General features: G+C 64.9%; 14 protein-coding genes. 8 read left to right on the forward strand and 6 right to left on the reverse strand.

Annotation, left to right across the window (positions count from 1 at the left end):
• Position 1: 1 nt before the first annotated feature.
• Genes ligA through LDN95_RS06315 form a run of 3 tightly spaced genes read left to right on the forward strand, consistent with a single transcriptional unit; the run spans position 2 to position 3,228 of the window.
• A complete protein-coding gene (gene ligA / locus LDN95_RS06305; RefSeq protein WP_370631660.1) occupies positions 2 to 2,065 on the forward strand; it encodes an NAD-dependent DNA ligase LigA in 2,064 nt (687 codons plus the stop codon).
• Between the two features lie 30 nt (positions 2,066 to 2,095).
• Positions 2,096 to 2,719, forward strand: coding sequence for a LysE family translocator (locus tag LDN95_RS06310; protein WP_226016796.1), 624 nt, complete (start codon positions 2,096 to 2,098; stop codon positions 2,717 to 2,719).
• Positions 2,719 to 3,228 carry a CinA family protein gene (locus tag LDN95_RS06315; protein ID WP_226016797.1) on the forward strand — a complete coding sequence of 170 codons (510 nt, stop codon included), beginning with the start codon at positions 2,719 to 2,721 and terminating at the stop codon, positions 3,226 to 3,228. Before LDN95_RS06310 ends, LDN95_RS06315 begins: the two co-directional genes overlap by 1 nt.
• Here the strand turns inward: LDN95_RS06315 and LDN95_RS06320 are convergent.
• From LDN95_RS06320 to LDN95_RS06335, 4 genes are all read right to left on the reverse strand, one after another.
• Entirely contained in the window at positions 3,213 to 4,025 is an 813-nt protein-coding gene (locus LDN95_RS06320; RefSeq protein WP_226016798.1) for an enoyl-CoA hydratase/isomerase family protein, read from the reverse strand. The genes LDN95_RS06315 and LDN95_RS06320 overlap by 16 nt on opposite strands.
• Positions 4,026 to 4,091: 66 nt before the next feature.
• Positions 4,092 to 5,048 carry a 50S ribosomal protein L11 methyltransferase gene (locus LDN95_RS06325; protein WP_226016799.1) on the reverse strand — a complete coding sequence of 319 codons (957 nt, stop codon included), beginning with the start codon at positions 5,046 to 5,048 and terminating at the stop codon, positions 4,092 to 4,094.
• Entirely contained in the window at positions 5,045 to 5,947 is a 903-nt protein-coding gene (gene bla / locus LDN95_RS06330) for a subclass B3 metallo-beta-lactamase (RefSeq protein ID WP_226016800.1), read from the reverse strand. Before bla ends, LDN95_RS06325 begins: the two co-directional genes overlap by 4 nt.
• Positions 5,937 to 6,644 (reverse strand): SDR family oxidoreductase, encoded by a 708-nt coding sequence (locus LDN95_RS06335; RefSeq protein ID WP_226016924.1) that lies wholly within the window; start codon positions 6,642 to 6,644, stop codon positions 5,937 to 5,939. The genes bla and LDN95_RS06335 overlap by 11 nt, the downstream gene beginning before the upstream one ends.
• 193 nt (positions 6,645 to 6,837) lie before the next feature.
• Here LDN95_RS06335 and sdhC point away from each other — a divergent pair, with 193 nt between their 5' ends.
• From sdhC to sdhA, 3 genes are read left to right on the forward strand one after another with little or no spacing between them, the layout of a single operon-like run.
• Complete coding sequence (gene sdhC / locus LDN95_RS06340; protein WP_226016801.1) at positions 6,838 to 7,263, forward strand: succinate dehydrogenase, cytochrome b556 subunit; 426 nt, start codon at positions 6,838 to 6,840, stop codon at positions 7,261 to 7,263.
• Between the two features lie 35 nt (positions 7,264 to 7,298).
• Complete coding sequence (sdhD, locus tag LDN95_RS06345) at positions 7,299 to 7,682, forward strand: succinate dehydrogenase, hydrophobic membrane anchor protein (protein WP_226016802.1); 384 nt, start codon at positions 7,299 to 7,301, stop codon at positions 7,680 to 7,682.
• 3 nt (positions 7,683 to 7,685) lie between these two features.
• On the forward strand, positions 7,686 to 9,512 hold the full coding sequence (gene sdhA, locus LDN95_RS06350; protein WP_226016803.1) for a succinate dehydrogenase flavoprotein subunit: 1,827 nt from the start codon (positions 7,686 to 7,688) through the stop codon (positions 9,510 to 9,512).
• Positions 9,513 to 9,605: 93 nt separating this feature from the next.
• Here sdhA and LDN95_RS06355 read toward each other — a convergent pair whose 3' ends face one another.
• A complete protein-coding gene (locus LDN95_RS06355; RefSeq protein ID WP_226016804.1) occupies positions 9,606 to 10,175 on the reverse strand; it encodes a hypothetical protein in 570 nt (189 codons plus the stop codon).
• Between the two features lie 98 nt (positions 10,176 to 10,273).
• On the reverse strand, positions 10,274 to 11,203 hold the full coding sequence (locus tag LDN95_RS06360) for a neutral zinc metallopeptidase (RefSeq protein WP_226016805.1): 930 nt from the start codon (positions 11,201 to 11,203) through the stop codon (positions 10,274 to 10,276).
• Positions 11,204 to 11,427: 224 nt separating this feature from the next.
• Here LDN95_RS06360 and LDN95_RS06365 point away from each other — a divergent pair, with 224 nt between their 5' ends.
• Together LDN95_RS06365 and guaB are read left to right on the forward strand one after the other, a co-directional pair.
• Positions 11,428 to 13,047 (forward strand): M28 family metallopeptidase, encoded by a 1,620-nt coding sequence (locus LDN95_RS06365; protein WP_226016806.1) that lies wholly within the window; start codon positions 11,428 to 11,430, stop codon positions 13,045 to 13,047.
• A gap of 66 nt (positions 13,048 to 13,113) precedes the next feature.
• A complete protein-coding gene (guaB, locus tag LDN95_RS06370; RefSeq protein WP_226016807.1) occupies positions 13,114 to 14,571 on the forward strand; it encodes an IMP dehydrogenase in 1,458 nt (485 codons plus the stop codon).
• The last annotated feature ends 18 nt before the right edge of the window (positions 14,572 to 14,589 follow it).

Genomic DNA, 14,589 nt, shown 5'->3' on the forward strand with positions numbered 1-14,589 from the left:
CGTGAGCGTGGAAGGTCTGGGCGAAGCCGAAGCCGCAAACGAACTGATGCGGCTGGCGCGCGCGATCAACCGTGCGAACAAGCTCTATCACGTCGATGACGCGCCCGAGATCGCCGACGCCGAGTACGACGCGCTGGTTCGCCGCAATGCCGAGCTTGAGGCCGCGTTTCCGCACCTGATCCGGCCTGACAGCCCATCCGGCAAGGTCGGTCATGAAGTGGCCGCCTCACCCTTGGCCAAAGTTACGCATGAAGTGCGGATGATGAGCCTCGACAACGCCTTTTCGGATGAGGAGGTTGAGGAATTCGTCGCCCGCGTCCGCCGTTTTCTGGCCCTGCCGCCCGAGGCTGAGGTGGTGATGACCGCCGAGGATAAGATCGACGGGCTGTCGTGTTCGCTGCGTTATGAGCATGGGCGGCTGGTGCGCGCGGCCACACGCGGTGATGGGCAGGTGGGTGAGGACGTGACGCCGAACGTCGCCTATATTGCCGACATTCCGCAGCAACTGACCGGAGACGTGCCCGAGGTTTTCGAGATCCGCGGCGAAGTCTACATGGCCAAGGCCGACTTTGCCGCGCTCAACGCCGCCCAAGCCGAAAAGGGCGACAAGCTGTTCGCCAACCCGCGCAATGCCGCTGCGGGATCATTGCGGCAAAAGGACGCGAGCGTGACCGCCAGCCGCCCCTTGCGCTTTCTGGCCCATGGCTGGGGGGCGGCCAGCGCGGTCCCGGCCGAAAGCCAATACGCGATGATGCAGCAAATCAAGGCGTGGGGCGTACCGGTTTCGCCCTTGCTGACGCGTTGCGCCTCTGCCGAGGCGATGATCGCGCATTATCGCGCGATCGGCACGGCGCGGCCGGACTTGCCATATGACATCGACGGCGTGGTCTACAAGGTCGACCGGCTCGACTGGCAGGAGCGGCTTGGCTTCGTCGCCAAGGCGCCGCGCTGGGGCATGGCGCACAAGTTTCCGGCCGAGCGCGCCGAGACCGTGCTTGAAGCCATCGACATTCAGGTGGGCCGCACTGGCAAGCTGACCCCGGTCGGGCGGCTACGACCGGTGCTGGTCGGCGGGGTGACGGTCACCAACGTGACCCTGCACAACCGCGACGAGATCGGGCGGCTGGGTGTTCGCGTGGGCGACCGTGTGGTGCTGCAACGCGCAGGAGACGTGATCCCGCAAGTGGTCGACAACCTGACGCGCGATGACCAACGCGAGGCCTATGCCTTCCCTGATCACTGCCCCGAATGCGGCAGCGAGGCGGTGGCCGAGGAGGGTGAGGTAGATGTGCGTTGCACCGGCGGTCTGGTCTGTCCGGCGCAACGCGTGGAGCGGCTCAAGCACTTCGTCAGCCGTGGCGCGCTCGACATCGAGGGGCTGGGCGAAAAGACGATCATCGAGTTCTTTGGGCTCGGCTGGCTGGAAAGTCCGGCCGATATCTTCCGCCTGAAAATGCACCGTGCCGAACTGCTGACGCGTGAGGGCTGGAAGGACAAGTCTGTGGACAACCTGTTGACAGCGATCGAGGCGAAACGCGCGCCCGACGCTGCGCGGTTGCTGTTCGGGCTGGGTGTCCGCCATGTCGGCGCCGTGACCGCGCGCGATCTGATGAAGCGCTTTGCCACGCTGCCTGCGTTGCGCATCGCGGCAGAGGGCGCGCATCGCGGCGAGGCTGAAGCGCTGGCCGAGATCAGCGGTATCGATGGCGTCGGCCCGGCAGTGGTCGAAGCGTTGGGCGACTTCTTCCACGAACCGCACAACGTGGCGGTGTGGGACGACCTGCTGGCGCAAGTGTCGCCGCCGCCCTACGTGGTCGAAACGAGGGCCAGTGTGGTCGCGGGCAAGATCGTGGTGTTCACCGGCAAGCTGGAAACGATGAGCCGTGACGAGGCCAAGGCACAAGCCGAGGCCTTGGGCGCGCGCGCGGCAGGCTCGGTTTCGGCCAAGACCGATCTGGTCGTGGCGGGGCCGGGCGCGGGATCGAAGCTCAAGCAGGCGGCAACACTCGGTATCGAAGTGATCGACGAAGCGGCATGGGCCGAAATCGTCCGCACCGCAGGATAATGGCAGGGCTTGAGGAAAGGGGCTGATACGATGGCACTTCACACCTGGTGGCTCTATGCCGTCACTGTATTCTTCGTTTCGGCAACGCCGGGGCCGAACATGCTCCACGTGATGGCGCGCAGCATCGAACTGGGGCTGGTCCGCTCGTTCGCGGCAATGGCCGGGTGCTTTGTCGCGGTGTTGAGCCTGCTGAGCGCATCGGCGCTGGGGTTGACCGCGCTGCTGCTGGCCATTCCGGGGGCGTTCACCGTGCTGCGGCTGGCGGGCGCAGCCTACCTGATCTGGCTGGGCTACAACGCATGGACGGCCAAGGATGCACCGATCGACATCGGCAGCGGCGAGGTCAGCGCGGCGCTGTCGCCGTGGCGCGTGTTCGCCAAGGCTTTTGCGGTCGGCATCAGCAATCCCAAGGCTTTGCTGTTTGCCGCGGCGTTCCTGCCCCAGTTCATCGACGCCTCCGCTCCCAAGGGAGCGCAGTTCGCGGTGATGGTGGCGACGTTCGCGGTGATCGAGATCTCGTGGTACTTCGTCTATGCGGTCGGCGGTCGTTCGATCGCGCAGTTCCTTGAGCGTCCCGCGCCGCGCAAGCTGTTCAACCGCCTGACCGGCGGAGCCTTCGTGGCGTTCGGTCTGGCCATGGCTGGATCACGCTGATGGACCTTGCTGAACTGACCGCGCCGGGGATTGCGGCGGGCGACCTGCTTGCTGCGCGCGGGGAAAGCATTGCGGTAGTCGATGGCGCAACCGGCGGGCTGATTTCAGCAGGCCTGCTCGCGCGCGCCGGAGCCTCGGCATACTACAAGGGCGGCGGAGTGATCTATTCGCTCAAAGGGCGGCGGATCGTGCTGGGGCATGAGCCGGGCTCGTTGCGCGGCCTTACCTCGGCCACCGAAGCCTATGCACTGGCGCAGGCCGAACTGATCCGCGCGCGCTATGACGCCGATTGGGGCATTGCCGAAACCGGCGCTGCCGGGCCGGGCAAGCACCCGCTGGGTGTCGCTTCGGGTACCAGCGCAATCGCCATTGTCGGGCCTCAAGCGCAGCGCGCGTCAATCACCGTGCAGACCGGCAGCGAGGATCGGCTCGGTAACATGGAGGCGTTTGCGCACGCCGCGCTGACGTTGCTGTGCGACGTGCTGGGCGCCGCTCAGCCGCCCGCGTAATTGGGACGCCGCTTTTCGAGAAACGCCTGCATCCCTTCCTGAAAGTCCGGGCTGGCGGCGGTCATCAACTGGTTGCGGTTCTCGATCGCCATCGCCGCTTCAAGGCTTGGCGCGTCGATGGCAAGATTGATGCCCTCCTTGGTCATGCGCAGCCCCATCGGCGAGGCGGCCAGCAGTTCCTCGACCAGCCGCTCGCCCGCAGCTTCGAGATCGGCGTCAGGCACAACTTCTGAGACAAGGCCCGTCGCCAGCGCGCGCTGGGCATGGATGAAGCGGCCGGTCAGCATCAGTTCGCTCGCCACCGATGTGCCGACGAGGCGCGGCAGGAAGTAGCTGCAGCCCATGTCGCACGCGGTCAGCCCCAGCTTGATGTAGGCGGCGTTCATCCTCGCGCTTTCGCCAGCGATGCGGATGTCGGAGGCGAGCACGAAGCTGAAGCCACCGCCGCAAGCCGCCCCTTGGATCAGCGACACGATCGGCTGCGGGCAGCGACGCATCCGAACATAAACGTCGGCGAGATAGCCCTGAAAGCCATAACCACCGGCAAACGGGACGCTATCATGGCCGCTCTCGCTGCGGTCGCGGATGTCGAGGCCGGCGCAGAATGCCCGCCCGGCCCCGCGCATCACCACGACCCGCGTGGTCCGATCATGAACCAGCCGTCCGAAATAGTCCGCCAGTTCGCCGACCATGGTGGCGGTGATGGCATTGAGCGAATCGGGCCGATTGAGCGTCAACCAGTCGGCTGCTCCGCGCCGTTCGATCGTGATCGTCCGATAGTCATCCGGATATGCCATCGCCGCCGCTCCCAAGCCTTAATCGTTTGATTAAGGGGTAGGGCGGGCGAGGGCTTTCGGCAAGTGTTACCAGCGGCGCGACCATTCGGGCAGCTTGCCCACAGCGCTTGCCCGGATGCGGCCGTGGCTGCGGCGGCGCAGCCACAGCACCGACCAGTCGCCACGGGTCAACCGTGCCGCCAGCCTCAGACCGGCGCGCGCATAGGCGGCGCGCACGGCGGGCTCCTGCGTGGTCAGCAGTCCGGACAGCAACACACTGCCGCCGGGCACAACACTGTCGGCAAAGTCCGGCGCCAGTTCGACCAGCGGCCCTGCAAGGATGTTGGCGATCAGCAGATCGAACGGCGCGCTGGCCCGGATCAGCGGGTGGTCGGTGCCCGCTGCGATGACCATCGCCAGCTTGCCCGGTCCATCGCCTAGCGGGACGTGGTTGGTATCGGCGTTCAGCGCCATGACTGGGCCGCAGACTGCATCGATATCGCTCGCCAGCGCCCGAGCGTGCGGCCACAGGTACAGTCCGGCAAAGGCCAGCAGCCCGGTTCCTGTGCCGATATCGGCCAGACTGCGCACGATCACGCCCTGCGCCTTCATGTGGGCAAGCATGGCCAGACAACCGGCGGTCGTCGCATGCTGGCCGGTGCCGAAGGCCAAACTGGCGGGGATCACGAAATCGCGGACACCGGGTTCCTCGAGCGGCGCGTAATCAGGCGTATGGACATGGAACGGCCCCTCGCGGATCGGTTCCACCCCAGCCTGACTGAGTGTGACCCAATCGGTTTCGGGCAACTTCTCGACCACCGGTTTGGGCATGCCATCGACGAACAATGCGGCGATTGCGGCCCGGTCGGCAGCGGTCGGCTTGCGGTCGAACCATGCCTCCAACTGCCAGTCATCGGGCCGGTCCTCGGCGATCTCGCTGCCTGCGATGACGATATCGCCATCCCAGTCGAACACGTCCTCATGCGCGATCAGGGCCGCCTGCACGACGTCACGCGGGGCTAGGACGGTGATTTTCCAACTCATGGCTTCAGGGCCTTTTCCAGCCGCTGTTCGGCCGCATCGGCCAGCGCGCGGCAAGCGCCTTTGTCTTGCAAGGGTTCTTGTCCGGCCATCCGCTCGAACAGGTCACTGGCGGAAGGGTGCGGGGTCACCAGGATACCGCAGTCCAGCTTGCGCACCGTTCTGATCGTGCTGCGGAACAAGGCCACTCTGTCGGGATGATCGGCGAACCGATAAGTTCCCAATGGCAGCGCCGAGAGGCTGTCGACATAAGTGAAATGGCGGCAATCGGCCTGTTCGCAACTGGTCCAGCGCCAGCTGGTCGATCCTTCGGTATGGCCCGGGGTGGCCAGAGCCGTCAGCCGCAAAGGGCCTGCCATGACAGCATCGCCCGAACGCAATACCCGCGCGACTTTGACCGGAGCAAAGCCGCCGATCTCCTGCGCCTGCGGGTCGGCGGAACTCACCTTGCCGCTCTCCAATGCGGGTACGGCCGCGCGCAAGGAAGCGACCCTGGCGCCGGTTGCCGCCTTCAACGCGGCCAGACCGCCGACATGGTCGAAGTGTTCATGGCTGGTGACGATCCAGCGCACGTCCTTGGGCCGGAACCCGGCGGCGCGGATATTGGCAAGAATGGCAGGCGCGGCCTGCTGCGTCGTGGCGTCGATCAGCACATGCCCTTGGCGCGATGTTAGCAGGATCGCGCTGACGGTGCAGGTGCCGACATACCAGACGTTGCCGAAGATGCGCACCGGCGGTGCCGGATCGGAAAAGTCCTCCTTGCCCGCGCAAGCTGCCATCAGCGCCTTCGCGCCAGCGGTGTCGGCCGGAGGTGGGGACGCAGGTGCCGCGGCGAGCGGGGCTTGCGCGAAAGTCTGCGCGAACATGACCCCGGCAACGGCAAGCGCCGCCTTACCGAACATAGCTTGCCCCGTTGGCGTCGATCACCGCGCCGGTCATGCTGGGCGGCGCATCAAGCGCGCAGAACACCGCGATGGCGGCAATCTCGAGCGGGGTGGCGACCCGGCCGAGCGGAATGTCGGCCAACAACGCGGGCCCCCCGCGCGAGGCGAGATAATCATCGGCCATGGCGGTATCGGTAAAGCCCGGCGTGATCGCAAAGCTGAGGATATGCTCGGCTGCGTAAGCGCGGGCGATCGTCTTGTGCAGGCCGATCATGCCGGCCTTGGCGGCGGCGTAATGCCAGTGGGCGGGTGAATCCCCGCGATAGGCCGCGCGGCTTGCGACGTGGATGATCCGGCCGGGGATGGCCTGACGCTGCCAGTGGCGGATCGCAAAGCGCGAAAGCTGGGCGGCGGCGGTCAGATTGATGCGCAGCGTGTCTTCCCAGTTATCGAGCCAGCCGATGTCGGAACCTTCGATCGGGTTGGCCTCGAACCGCCCGGCGTTGTTGATCAGGATGTCGATCGGGCCACCGGCAAGTTCCAGCGCATCGTGCCACAACTGCTGCGGCGCGCCCGGATCGGCAAGGTCCGCGCCAAGCGCTCCGTCGACGCTCTTGCTGCCGTGACGGATGACGCGGGCACCGCGAGTGGACAGGGCTGCCGCGATCGCGGCGCCGATGCCGCGCGTTGCGCCGGTGACAAGGACGGTAGGTATGCTCATGATGCCGCTCTAACAGCCAAGGACGGCCCGACAAGAGACGTCGGAGCGGTTCGTCGCACATACCTATGCATTCGTCTGTGCGATTTGCCCTCTGGCGGTGGTTGCACAAGGCCGCATTTCGACTAATACGAATCGCGATCCGACCCGTTGCGGTTGCGAACACCAACATTAACCAAGGGATTTTCTCATGGCGCAGGCGCCCGGCAATCGCCCACTTTCGCCACACCTGCAGATCTGGCGCTGGGGCCCGGCGATGCTGGTGTCCATCCTGCACCGTGTTACCGGCAACGGGCTGGCGTTTGCGGGCATCGGTTTGCTGTTGTGGTGGATCGGTGCGCTGGCAGGTGGCCCTGCCAGCTATCAGTCGTTCCTCGACTGGGTCTGGCTTGGCACTGGCGGTGGCCTGCAAGTGTTGACCGCGCTGCTGGGCAAGATCGTTCTGGTCGGCCTGACATGGGCATTCTTCCAGCATCTGGCCACCGGCGTGCGGCACCTCGTGCTCGACATCGGCGCTGGTTACGAACTGGACACCAACGCCCGCTGGTCAAGCTTCACGCTGCTGTTTTCCGTCGCCGCCACGGCATTCTTCTGGGCCTTCGTGCTGCTGCGCTAAGCAGCGGTTCGGCCTCCTTCTGGATCGAGGGTTTCATGGGTAACGGTACCTCAATTGGCCGCGTGCGCGGGCTGGGCTCAAGCCATCAGGGCACGCATCACTGGCTGCTTTCGCGCCTGACGGCGGTGGGCAATCTGGTGCTCATTCCTTGGCTGCTGGTCAGTCTGGCGCTGCTGCCCGACCACACCTTCGCGACCGTCCATTCGTGGGCGGCCAAGCCCGTGGCATCGACCGCGCTGGTGCTGATCCTGATCAACACCATCTATCACGCCCGGCTTGGCATTCAGGTCATGCTTGAAGACTATATCCACGACGAAGGTGGCAAGGTCGCGGTCTGGCTGTTCATCAACATCGTGCCGTTCGCCGCCGCTGCCTTTGGCATCGTCTCGGTTATCCGCATCGCTCTCGGGGGCGCCTGAGCCATGACTGCTTCACCTGCTTACAAGATCATCGACCACACGTACGACACGGTTGTCGTGGGTGCGGGCGGCTCGGGCCTGCGCGCGACGATGGGCTCGGCCCAGGCCGGCCTGCGCACCGCCTGCATCACCAAGGTGTTCCCGACACGCAGCCACACCGTGGCCGCGCAAGGCGGCATCGCGGCGTCACTGCAGAACAACACGCCCGATCACTGGACCTGGCACATGTACGACACCGTCAAGGGGTCGGACTGGCTGGGCGATCAGGACGCGATCGAATACATGGTCCGCGAAGCTCCGGCCGCGGTCTATGAGCTCGAACATGCAGGCGTGCCGTTCAGCCGCAACGCCGATGGCACGATCTATCAGCGGCCGTTCGGCGGTCACATGCAGAACATGGGCGAAGGTCCGCCGGTGCAGCGGACTTGCGCCGCTGCCGACCGCACCGGTCACGCGATGCTGCATGCACTGTATCAGCAATCGCTGAAGTACGATGCCGACTTCTTCATCGAATACTTCGCCATCGACCTGATCATGGAGAACGGCTCCGATGGCATTCCGGTGTGCCGTGGCGTGATCGCGCTGTGCATGGACGATGGCTCGATCCACCGCTTCCGCAGCCACGCCGTCGTGCTGGCGACCGGTGGCTATGGTCGCAGCTACTTCACCGCCACGTCGGCACACACCTGCACCGGCGACGGCGGCGGGATGGTGCTGCGCGCCGGACTGCCGCTGCAGGACATGGAATTCGTCCAGTTCCACCCGACCGGCATCTATGGCGCGGGCGTGCTGATCACCGAAGGTGCGCGCGGCGAGGGCGGGTATCTCACCAACTCCGAGGGCGAGCGGTTCATGGAACGCTATGCCCCGTCGGCCAAGGATCTGGCGAGCCGCGATGTCGTGTCGCGCTCGATGGCGCTGGAAATCCGCGAAGGTCGCGGTGTCGGTCCGCATAAGGACCACATCTATCTGCACCTCGACCACATCGACGCCAAGGTGTTGGGCGAGCGTCTGCCGGGCATCACCGAAAGCGGCAAGATTTTTGCCGGTGTCGATCTGACGCGTCAGCCGCTGCCGGTGGTGCCGACCGTGCACTACAACATGGGCGGCATTCCCACCAACTATCACGGCGAAGTCGTGACGATCGGTGCGGACGGCAATCCGGAAACGATCATCCCCGGCCTGTTCGCGGTCGGTGAAGCGGCCTGTGTTTCGGTCCATGGCGCCAACCGCCTCGGCTCGAATTCGCTGATCGACCTTGTCGTGTTCGGCCGCGCAACCGGCCTGCGTCTGAAGGAACTGATCAAGCCGGGCACCGCGCATGCCTCGCTGCCCAAGGACAGCGCCGACCTTGCGCTCGGCCGCCTCGATCACTTCCGCCATGCCAAGGGCGGCTCGCCCACGGCCGTCGTCCGCACCGAAATGCAGCGCACGATGTCGGGTCACGCAGCGGTGTTCCGCACCGACGAACTGATGGCCGAAGGCAAGGTCAAGCTGTCGGCAACTTACGAGAAGATGCAGGACATCAACGTGTCCGACCGCTCGCTGATCTGGAACTCGGATCTGATCGAGACGCTCGAACTCGACAACCTGATCAGCCAGGCTGCCGTCACGATGCATTCGGCATTCAACCGCAAGGAAAGCCGTGGCGCCCACGCGCACGAGGATTATCCGAGCCGCGACGATGCCAACTGGATGAAGCACACCGTCGGCTGGTTCGATGGCTGGGGCGGTAAGGGCGGCGCGGTCAAGCTCGACTACCGCCCGGTCCACGAATACACGCTCACCGACGACGTGCAGTACATCAAGCCCAAGGCCCGCGTGTACTGATCTGCGAAAGCGGGTTGTCATCAAAAAGACGGGCCGGAGCAGCGCTGCTCCGGCCCGTTTCTTTTGGCGCTGGCGCCGCAACGGTTGGGTGGGTCAGTCTTTGCTGGCAGACTTGTTGTGCCTGGTAGCGGCGCGGGTCCGTTCGACTGCCGCGACATCGCGCGCGGTGGCGGTGCGCGCCGGATAGGCGCAGCCGCGTTGCTGGCCGATGCCCTTCAGGAAGGCGCGACGGACCGATCCGGCATACAGCGCCACTTGCCACTGTCGCTCGCTGGCGTTGGCTCCGCTCACCTCGCGGATGATCCCACCGAACGGAATGAGCGAGCCGGTCACCGACTTTGCGAGCGAACCTACGGTATTACCACGCTTTTCGGCCAGAGACTTTTCGCTGGCGACATCGAAGTCGTCGCCCAGCGCGGCATCAAGTTCGCGTACTTTTGCGGCAATCGTGGGGCAAGAGCGCAGACCGGAGCCGCTGTAGGGATTGGCCTGCGCCGACACCAGAACTTGCGGAATGTCGTGCTTCTTCACGTTGATGACGGCCAGTGGCTGAGTAACGACTTCGCCAGCGGTCACGTTCTTGGGCGCAATGACGGTCTGGGCGACACCGTCGGCCGAAAGGGTCAAAGCGCAAAGCGCGGGGACGAGCAAAAGCGAACGCATGCGGATTCTCCTGTTGCTCCATCAATTGCGCAATGGTGTGCAAGTTCCATCAGGGATGCAATACTTCAACTCATAAGCCTGCATTTCGCCAGCACCGCTCAGAGTTGAGCGGTAGCAAAGGTGTTGCACTGCGCCGGGTCGCCGGTTTCCAGCCCCTTGCGTAGCCAGGTCATGCGTTGGGCGGAGCTGCCGTGGGTAAAAGCGGCTTCGACCGGATTGCGTCCCGCCTGCTTCATCAGTGTGTCATCGCCGATCTGGTGCGCGGCCTTCATTCCTTCCTCGACATCGCCCGGTTCGATACGGTCACGGTTGCGCGCGGCCCAGACCCCGGCATAGCAATCCGCCTGCAATTCAAGCCGGACCGACAGCGGGTTGGCGGCCGATGGGTTGCGCTGTTGCGCGGCATGCACTTGCTCCGAGATGCCGGTCAGGCTCTGGATGTGGTGGCCATATTCGTGCGCCATCACATAGGCGCGGGCGAAATCGCCGCCCGCATCCATCTGCTTGTCCATTTCTGTGTAGAAGTCGGTGTCGATGTAGATACCTGCGTCGCTTGGGCAATAGAACGGCCCCATCGCGCTTTGCGCCGCTCCGCAGCCGGATGTGCCCTGCTGGCTGTAGAACACCAGATGCGGCGCGCGGAACGCTACATCGCTCGCAGCGAGCAGTGGCTTCCATGTCTTGTTGAGCGAGGACAGCGCATTGCAGCTTTCGTGGCTGAACGCGTTGACATTGCAGCTTTGCGCCAGAGTGCTTGTGCCGCCGCCGGTTCTGGCGCTGCCGGGCATCGTGGCCGAGCGCTCCAGCGCCGGGTTGGTCGAGCCGACAGGCCCGCGCTGAAGCCCGCCGAACAACAGCGTGGCGATGACGACCACCACCACGCCGCCGATACCAAAGCGGCTGCCGATGAGCCCCAGCAGCATGAAAGGCAGCCCGCCACCGCCGCCACCGCCGAACGAAAAGCCGCCACCGCCGCCGCCGCGCTGATCTTCAACTTGTATCGAATCGTCATAATCGTCGAGCCGCATGGTCGCTCACTCCTGGACTGGCGAACCACTCACTTAGGCGTTGGTGCCGCCGCGACAAGCATTGGCGATCGGGTTGGCGGCGCCAAAGTGCACGATTGGACGGGATTTTGCGTGATTTGGACCACGGTTTCACGCTGTCTTGGCAACAAATCAACAAGGAAACTTGCGCGAATGGGGTCCATTTGTCACCACGAGACGGTGCGATAGAGCGTGTGGAGTATTCGATGAGTCGTGGCGGCCAGCGACCGGGTGGAGGGGCTTTGGCCCTCGCGCTTGGCGTTCGCCGGGCAATCGGCATCTGCCTTGCGTTTTGGCTTGCCCTGGGTGCCAGCACCGTCCCCGTATCAGCCGACGCGGCGTTGCGCTCCCCCACATCGGTCCAGCGTCGCGAGGGCACGCTCGAGAGTGCATTGCGCCAGCATGTCGAGACGCTTGCCAGCGACGAATACCTCGGTCGCGAACCGGGCACAGACGGCGAAACCCGTACCTTGCGCTACCTTGCCCGCCAGTGGTTCGACATCGGGCTGCAGTCGGGCACCAACGATCCGGGTAACGCCTGGTTCGCCCCGGTCGTGCTGGTCGAGCGGGTGCCCCTGGGATCGCGTGCGCAGTTCTTTCATGCGCGCAAGCGGCTCGCGCTAGCCGATGCAGAAACGTTCGTGGTCACCTCGGGCTTGCGCAGCCTGATCGAAAACGCCCCGCTGGTGTACGTGGGCAAAAGTACGAACATCGCGATTGCGCGCACAGAATTGGCAGGCCGCATCGCGGTCGTGCTCGACAGCCAGTCCGATATAAGGATCGACAAGGCCGCGGGCGACCGGGCCGGGCGCCTGCTTGATGCCGGGGCTTCGGCGGTGATCACCGTGCTGGACGGCGATATCGGGCTGGATGGCGTGATCGCCCGGCGCAGCCGCGCAGGTTATGCGCTCGCCAACCAACGGCTAGGCGGGGACATCGAGGCGTTCCTGACCGTCCACGCGGCCGAGGCTTTGCTGGCATCGGGCGGTGCGGGGTCACTGGCCGATCTGCGCCGTGCGGGTGAGGCGCGCGATTTCTCTCCGCGGTTGCTCGGCATTTCCGGCACGCTTGAGGCGACCAGCCGCGAAACCCGGATCAACACGCACAACCTGATCGGCCGGATCGAGGGACGCAAGCCCGAGACCGGCGCGGTCCTGCTGGTTGCGCACTGGGATCATTTCGGCAAATGCGCCTCACCGCCTGCAGAGCATCTGATCTGCAACGGTGCGGTCGACAACGCCAGCGGACTGGCCGTGATCACCGAGGTGGCGCGTACGCTGGCGCTGGGGCGGCAGCTTGACCGCGACGTCTATTTTCTGGCCAGCACCGGCGAGGAACTGGGGTTGCTTGGCGCGCAGGCCTTTGCTGAAAATCCGCCGGTTCCGCTCGATCGGATCGTCGCCGTGCTCAATGTCGACAGCACCGGCATCGTGCCGGCCGGCCTTCCGGTCAGTGTGATCGGCAAGGGCATGACCAATCTGGACGAGCATATCGCGCGGGTGCTCAAGGCGATGAAGCGCAAGATCGTGCCGGGTGACGCGGCCAATGCCTATGTCCGTCGGCAGGATGGCTGGGTCTTCATCCAGCACGATGTTCCCGCCGTCATGGTCAGCAGCGCCTATTCCGACCCTGAACGTCTCGAACGCTTCATGGATGATCGGTATCACCGAACCGCCGATGTGGCCGACAAGGTCGAATATGGCGGCATGGCCGAGGATGTGCAGGTGCAGGTCGAGCTGGTGCGCTATCTGGCCGATCTCAAGCGCTATATCGGTCCACCGCTGCCGATCGACGAGGGTAAACAGACGGCCTCAGGTACCCCCTAGCGCAAACGGCCCCGCTTGATTACATGGGCCGCCACGATTCTCCCCGGACAGGAAGTGGCAGTCAGCATGGAAATCCCCCTCGGTCTTACCTTCGACGACGTGCTGCTTCGGCCCGGCGCATCGGATCTGGTGCCGAGCGAGGCTGACACGCGCACCCGGCTGACCAGCACGATCTCGCTCAACATTCCGGTGTTGTCATCGGCGATGGACACCGTGACAGAAGCCGACATGGCGATTGTCATGGCGCAAGTGGGCGGCATCGGCGTGCTTCATCGCAATCTGTCGGTCGAGGAACAGTGCGCCGCGGTGCGCGCGGTCAAGCGTTTTGAGAGCGGAATGGTCGTCAACCCGATCACGATCGCGCCCGATGCCACGTTGGGCGAGGCGCAGGCGCTGATGCGCAGCCACCGCATCAGCGGCATTCCTGTGGTCGAGGCCAACGGGCGGCTTGTCGGCATCCTCACCAACCGCGACGTGCGCTTCGCTGACAATCCGCTGCAGCCGGTGCGCGAGCTGATGACGCACGAGAACCTGGCGACGGTGAAGCTTGGCACCAACCACATCGATGCACGCCGCGTGCTTCATGCCCGCCGCATCGAGAAGCTGTTGGTGGTTGACGATGCCTATCACTGTGTTGGCCTGATCACGGTCAAGGACATCGAAAAGGCGGTCACTTATCCCAATGCCACCAAGGATGCGGCCGGGCGGCTGCGCGTGGCGGCGGCCACCACCGTCGGGGCCAAGGGTCTGGATCGCACGGCCGCGCTGGTCGATGCCGAATGCGACGTGATCATCATCGACACGGCGCACGGTCACAACCGTGATGTCGCCCGCGCGGTGGAGGCGGTGAAGAAGCTGTCGAACACGGTGCAGGTCATCGCGGGCAATGTTGCCACCGCCGAAGCCACCCGTGCGTTGATCGACGCGGGTGCCGACGGGATCAAGGTCGGCATCGGGCCGGGCTCGATCTGCACCACGCGCATCGTGGCAGGCGTCGGTGTGCCGCAATTGACGGCGGTGCTGGAATGCGCGGCCGAGGCCGAGAAGAACAACGTGCCGGTGATCGCCGATGGTGGCCTGCGCACTTCGGGCGATGCGGCCAAGGCGCTGGCAGCCGGGGCAAGCTCGATCATGATCGGATCGCTGCTGGCTGGCACCGAGGAAGCGCCGGGCGAGACGTTCCTGTATCAGGGTCGCGCGTACAAGGCCTATCGCGGTATGGGTTCGGTCGGCGCGATGGCGCGCGGCAGCGCCGACCGCTATTTCCAGCAGGACATCAAGGACCAGATGAAGCTGGTTCCCGAGGGCATCGAGGGGCAAGTGCCGTATAAGGGCCCGGCCAAGGATGTGGTTCACCAGTTGGTCGGCGGCATCAAGGCGGCCATGGGCTATACCGGCAGCCGCACGATCGAGGAGCTGCGCAAAAATGCACGCTTCGTTCGGATCACCAATGCGGGCCTGAAGGAAAGCCACGTGCACGACGTGACCATCACGCGTGAGGCGCCGAACTATCCGACCCGCTGAGCCGATCCGGACCGAAGG

Origin of the sequence: Novosphingobium sp. FKTRR1 (assembly GCF_020404405.1) — a bacterium.
Taxonomy (GTDB): domain Bacteria; phylum Pseudomonadota; class Alphaproteobacteria; order Sphingomonadales; family Sphingomonadaceae; genus Novosphingobium.

Bases quoted from the DNA above. Each gene is read 5' to 3' on its own strand.
- sdhC (WP_226016801.1), top strand. From the start codon at position 6,838: ATGGCGCAGGCGCCCGGCAATCGCCCACTTTCGCCACACCTGCAGATC.
- LDN95_RS06310 (WP_226016796.1), top strand. From the start codon at position 2,096: ATGGCACTTCACACCTGGTGGCTCTATGCCGTCACTGTATTCTTCGTT.
- LDN95_RS06320 (WP_226016798.1), bottom strand. From the start codon at position 4,025: ATGGCATATCCGGATGACTATCGGACGATCACGATCGAACGGCGCGGA.
- bla (WP_226016800.1), bottom strand. From the start codon at position 5,947: ATGTTCGGTAAGGCGGCGCTTGCCGTTGCCGGGGTCATGTTCGCGCAG.
- sdhA (WP_226016803.1), top strand. From the start codon at position 7,686: ATGACTGCTTCACCTGCTTACAAGATCATCGACCACACGTACGACACG.
- LDN95_RS06315 (WP_226016797.1), top strand. From the start codon at position 2,719: ATGGACCTTGCTGAACTGACCGCGCCGGGGATTGCGGCGGGCGACCTG.
- LDN95_RS06325 (WP_226016799.1), bottom strand. From the start codon at position 5,048: ATGAGTTGGAAAATCACCGTCCTAGCCCCGCGTGACGTCGTGCAGGCG.
- sdhD (WP_226016802.1), top strand. From the start codon at position 7,299: ATGGGTAACGGTACCTCAATTGGCCGCGTGCGCGGGCTGGGCTCAAGC.
- LDN95_RS06360 (WP_226016805.1), bottom strand. From the start codon at position 11,203: ATGCGGCTCGACGATTATGACGATTCGATACAAGTTGAAGATCAGCGC.
- guaB (WP_226016807.1), top strand. From the start codon at position 13,114: ATGGAAATCCCCCTCGGTCTTACCTTCGACGACGTGCTGCTTCGGCCC.
- LDN95_RS06355 (WP_226016804.1), bottom strand. From the start codon at position 10,175: ATGCGTTCGCTTTTGCTCGTCCCCGCGCTTTGCGCTTTGACCCTTTCG.
- LDN95_RS06365 (WP_226016806.1), top strand. From the start codon at position 11,428: ATGAGTCGTGGCGGCCAGCGACCGGGTGGAGGGGCTTTGGCCCTCGCG.